Here is a 4,115-nt window from a genome sequence, read left to right as displayed (position 1 = left end):
CATGTATTAGGTATAAAGTCCATTTTTATAAAAAGGAGCGAAAATATATGAAATTTCCGAAAGGAAAAGGATTTGACCTTTCTGGAGGCTTAGTCTTAACAATCGTACTTGACGATGGTTTTACCTTGACTGGACGGTTTTTGGGGGAAGCAGAACGTAAACTCAGTGGAAATAACAATTGTCCATCATCGCATCATGTGGTTGATAATGAGGCAGAATTTATTTTGTTGCAACTAACAGAATCTGTTATTACCTCGTGTAAATTTAGAGAAGTGTTATTTCCCGAAGGTTCAGTTATAGCTATTAATGTTGATCAAATTCTATTTATTGGTCCTGGTATCAACTGTGAAAATGATGATGATTATAAGAAGAGCCATAAGAAAAAAGGGCATAAGAAGGACCATAAGAAGGACCAGGACTATGATAGTGATCATAATGATGAGAATGATGATTATGATGATTATGATCATGAGGATGACTGTGAGGATGGCTGTGACTGTGACTGTGAAGATGAGAATGATAGGGATACAAATAAATAATCGCTTCGCTTTAGAAGACACTAGAAAATCCTGGATAAATTCCAGGGTTTATTTTTACTCAAACACAAGCTGTTGAATACTTATTTTGAAGCGAGAGTACAGGCTCAGGGTTCATTGGATCCAATTAATGAACAGCTTGTATTACCAAAAAATGAAATAATTTCGTTAATTGATAAAAAATAGGAGTTAGCTAGCAAGACCCAATTATAGTGCACTTTTTTATTGAATCTGCATAGATTATAGTATAGCCAAACAAGATCAAGAAGGAGGGAAAAGCGCATATGGGATTTTTTGACGACATATGCAATAGGCATTGGTGCGAGGAGTTAGAGTGCGCCTGCGGGACTAATGTTGTATTGTTCACCGCTGACGGATTTGCATTTTTTGGTCTACTGGACCGCGTGGATGACGGAATCCTATTTTTGCTTCCGGCATCAAATGAAGAACTAGTTATCGTATTTACCCCCGGTGGCGCGGTAAAGCATGAAGAATTGTCGTTTATCGATATTTGTATCATTGTAGCATTATCAAAAAATGTAGGTGAAAACCCGTTCTCAGGCGAATGCCAGGACTAAAGGAGGGAAATGAAAATGAGTGAGGAATTAGTTTCTCGTGACTCGACTTGCCGTCTCATCCGTATCTTGAAACGTCTACAAGGCGAGAAAGATATAAATATAAGAACTGTAGGGGGCTTTCAATTCGATGCCGAGGGTCGTATAGCTCGAGTGGAGGATGGGCTGGTCTTAGCTACCGATGTCGAAGTCTTTACACCTGGTAACGAGGAAGCCTTTCATTTGACTAACGTTACCATTAATCTCTGTGCTATAACCTCCGTGGGTGAGGACGATTAGAATATAAGAGTAGCGGAGGACCGGAATCCCCAGGGGTTCCGGTGCCTTTTTATTTAAATTGCAGCACCGCAGAAAGTGGCGCTGCCGGTGCCGCTTCTACGAGATAGCGGCAAAAAAAAATGTTTACTTTCTTCGGGAGGGATATTACATTCGATCACGAAGATAGTAAACAAAGTAAAAACACTATAAAGGAGGTTATATTATGCCAATTGTACAAATCGATATGCTTGAAGGCCGTTCTCAGGAACAAAAACGGGAGATGGTTAAAAAAGTAACCGAAGCCATTGTTGAGACCGCCAAATGCCCACCTGAGGCAGTAACTATCGTACTGCGTGAAGCTCCCACCCAGCATATTGCCAAGGCAGGTGTGCTAGCATCTGATCGTTAATTTCTTATGCCATTTCGTAACGAAATGGCATAACTTCTAGAAAGGTGGTACTAAAGTTATGCTGCCTATACAATTTGCGCTTGAACTTGAAGCTTCAACAAATATTTATGTAGCTGGGCTATCGGATGCTGCTGCAACCGGTATTGCGCCGATTATCACTCTGATTAACAGCTCCCAGAAAGAATTTTTACAGCTTTTATCAGTTGCCAGCGCAATAAACATCGACACTGCCCCTTACCCGGACATAAACGAAACCCAGTTGCTTGGTTCAGACAGCTCCTGGCAACAACTTAACCAAAACACGGCTGCAGCTGACGCCAGTATGACAGAGCTTATAACGCTTTGGGCAATCTACACTGCAATCGACAAATCAATACAGTTTTACCAACAGGCAGCTTCAAACAGCGCCCACCCTCAGACCCGGCTGTTTTACAGCTCTCTGTGCCAGGTGAAGAAAATTCTGCGCAGAAGAATAGATGGCCATATCCAGATATACTACAACCATTACTGGGGTCAATTGGGATTTGCACCATTTATACTGGGAAAAGATTAGCCTTCACGGTAGGCTACACCTAAGCCACCTGACGGATACATAAAGATAATATTATCAAACCCGCATGCCAACCGGCAAGCGCCGCACTCAACACATTGCTTATAATAAACCATTATGGGGCTGCCTAGCTGGTAGTCCCATTTAAATACGCTGGTAGGGCATATGTTCAGACACTGTTTCGCCTCACACCTGGTGCATTGTTCCTGATCGCGTACAGCAACATGCTGATGGTCATCGTCCGGATTGAACTGTATAAGCAAAATTTTATCCTGCAATTTCATTATCGAATCACCTTTAGTGCTTTCCAGGCATCTGATAATATCTTCAAGGCTGGTTGCATACTTGTCACTTTTTTATAAATCATAATCCGCTTAGCTCGTTTGGGCATTGTATATACCCGCGAAATCTGATAAGCTGTTTCATTAGCCATACGGGAGTAAAGGTCAAAAGCGTAGGGCAGGTCACGCGTCAGTTTGGCAACACCGGCGTTAGCCTTTAAATCCTGCATAATGAAGCTTTCGTTTAAGAGTTCAGTGTATAAAGATAGTTTTCGTACCGAATAATCCCGACTGGTTTTAGCCGCATACACGGCTTTTGCCGAGTAAAATCCTGACCACATCGCAAGGTTTATACCATGCGTCCCATTGACCAGCGACCCGGCATCGCCGACAATCATTAGACCTGGATGTACCAGCTTGGGGACAGCATAATAGCCGCCCTCTGGAATTAACGAACCGCCATACTCAATCGTTTGGCCCCCGGCTATAATGGTTTTTATATGGGGGTGCTTTTTTATGCGTTCCAGGAGGTCGTTGGGATTAAATCCTGCCTGAGCAAAATTGGCTACTGACATGCCGACATTAATATTAATACTGTCCCGAAAGGTATGTATGGAACCCGTGCCGTTAAATCCGGCTGTTGGGTAACCAATCAGTCCGATTATCGCCCCCTGACCAGATGGCAGATTAAAGCGATCCTCAATCACGCTTGAGGGTAGGGCAATGGTTTCTTTTACGTATAAGGAAATGTTTTCCGGCGCTACCGGGGCCGCCAGTCCTGACCGTTCGGCCAACAACGCGTTAACGCCATCAGCCAAAATAATAACGTCTGCCAAATACTTGCTGCTGCCACCATTTACAGCCACACCGACAGCCTGTCCATCATTAAACAGGACTTCTGTTACTGTGTGCTTAAAAAGGACTTGCGCACCCGCCTCAGCTGCCTTGTTCGCCAGCCAGTTATAAAGATTACTGCGTTTAACTGAAAACCTGTTATAAGGGGCGGCAGCATGCCTGACGCTTTGGAACCTGGTTGATAAAACAGAATCCTCAGTCATCCACCAATATGACTGGTCGGTAATGATTCGTTCACACTGGCATTCTTCCCAGAAGTTGGGGAAGAGTTTATGGACATGCTCTGCCATAATACTGACACCGCCACAGCTTTTCGCTCCCGCATACGGGCCCCGTTCCAGGACAAGCACGTCAAGGCCATCCCTAGCCATAAAATATGCTGCCGTCAGCCCGGCTGGCCCGGCCCCGGCTACAATAGCATCATACTTTTTTATAACAGTGCCGGGCTCTTGATTCTCAGTTCTAGATGAAGTTGGTTTACCAGTTATTTTGTGCGGCTTTTTCGCCTGATACCAATGTTTTAACATATATTCACCCAGCTTTAGTTTACGCTTAAATTTAAAAATTATATTTATGGGCACGAATAATCAAGCATACCCGAGAAAAAAGTTATTTAATAATCATTATTGCTTGATAAGCCCTCATAAAACC

General features: G+C 43.3%; 7 protein-coding genes. 5 read left to right on the top strand and 2 right to left on the bottom strand.

Translation table 11 applies throughout. The features are described 5' to 3' along the window. The 5 genes from VN379_RS17695 to VN379_RS17675 all read left to right on the top strand — a co-directional run. The coding region (locus VN379_RS17695; protein WP_325536229.1) for a hypothetical protein at nt 1-539 on the top strand (539 nt) is incomplete at its 5' end. Nucleotides 540-820: 281 nt separating this feature from the next. Next, on the top strand, nt 821-1,114 hold the full coding sequence (locus tag VN379_RS17690; RefSeq protein ID WP_325536227.1) for a hypothetical protein: 294 nt from the start codon (nt 821-823) through the stop codon (nt 1,112-1,114). 15 nt (nt 1,115-1,129) lie between these two features. Beyond that, the gene (locus VN379_RS17685; protein WP_325536225.1) at nt 1,130-1,390 is read left to right on the top strand and encodes a hypothetical protein; all 261 of its coding nucleotides are present in this window, start codon (nt 1,130-1,132) and stop codon (nt 1,388-1,390) included. 202 nt (nt 1,391-1,592) lie between these two features. After that, nucleotides 1,593-1,778 (top strand): 2-hydroxymuconate tautomerase, encoded by a 186-nt coding sequence (locus VN379_RS17680; protein ID WP_325536223.1) that lies wholly within the window; start codon nt 1,593-1,595, stop codon nt 1,776-1,778. A gap of 58 nt (nt 1,779-1,836) precedes the next feature. After that, nucleotides 1,837-2,331 carry a hypothetical protein gene (locus tag VN379_RS17675; protein ID WP_325536221.1) on the top strand — a complete coding sequence of 165 codons (495 nt, stop codon included), beginning with the start codon at nt 1,837-1,839 and terminating at the stop codon, nt 2,329-2,331. Here the strand turns inward: VN379_RS17675 and VN379_RS17670 are convergent. Both VN379_RS17670 and VN379_RS17665 read right to left on the bottom strand, forming a co-directional pair. Further along, complete coding sequence (locus VN379_RS17670; RefSeq protein ID WP_325536219.1) at nt 2,328-2,612, bottom strand: ferredoxin family protein; 285 nt, start codon at nt 2,610-2,612, stop codon at nt 2,328-2,330. The two genes, VN379_RS17675 and VN379_RS17670, sit on opposite strands and share 4 nt — an antisense overlap. Continuing rightward, the gene (locus VN379_RS17665) at nt 2,612-3,991 is read right to left on the bottom strand and encodes an FAD-binding protein (protein ID WP_325536217.1); all 1,380 of its coding nucleotides are present in this window, start codon (nt 3,989-3,991) and stop codon (nt 2,612-2,614) included. Before VN379_RS17665 ends, VN379_RS17670 begins: the two co-directional genes overlap by 1 nt. Between the last annotated feature and the right edge of the window lie 124 nt (nt 3,992-4,115).

It is taken from the genome of Sporomusa sp. (genome assembly GCF_035561255.1).
Classification (GTDB): Bacteria; Bacillota; Negativicutes; order Sporomusales; family Sporomusaceae; genus Sporomusa.
The sequence above is the reverse complement of the archived record's forward strand: the minus strand, read 5'-3'. Positions and strand labels throughout refer to the sequence as shown.

What these genes read in the sequence shown, in the direction of transcription:
- VN379_RS17690 (WP_325536227.1), top strand. Translation starts at nt 821, where the DNA reads ATGGGATTTTTTGACGACATATGCAATAGGCATTGGTGCGAGGAGTTA.
- VN379_RS17685 (WP_325536225.1), top strand. Translation starts at nt 1,130, where the DNA reads ATGAGTGAGGAATTAGTTTCTCGTGACTCGACTTGCCGTCTCATCCGT.
- VN379_RS17680 (WP_325536223.1), top strand. Translation starts at nt 1,593, where the DNA reads ATGCCAATTGTACAAATCGATATGCTTGAAGGCCGTTCTCAGGAACAA.
- VN379_RS17675 (WP_325536221.1), top strand. Translation starts at nt 1,837, where the DNA reads ATGCTGCCTATACAATTTGCGCTTGAACTTGAAGCTTCAACAAATATT.
- VN379_RS17670 (WP_325536219.1), bottom strand. Translation starts at nt 2,612, where the DNA reads ATGAAATTGCAGGATAAAATTTTGCTTATACAGTTCAATCCGGACGAT.
- VN379_RS17665 (WP_325536217.1), bottom strand. Translation starts at nt 3,991, where the DNA reads ATGTTAAAACATTGGTATCAGGCGAAAAAGCCGCACAAAATAACTGGT.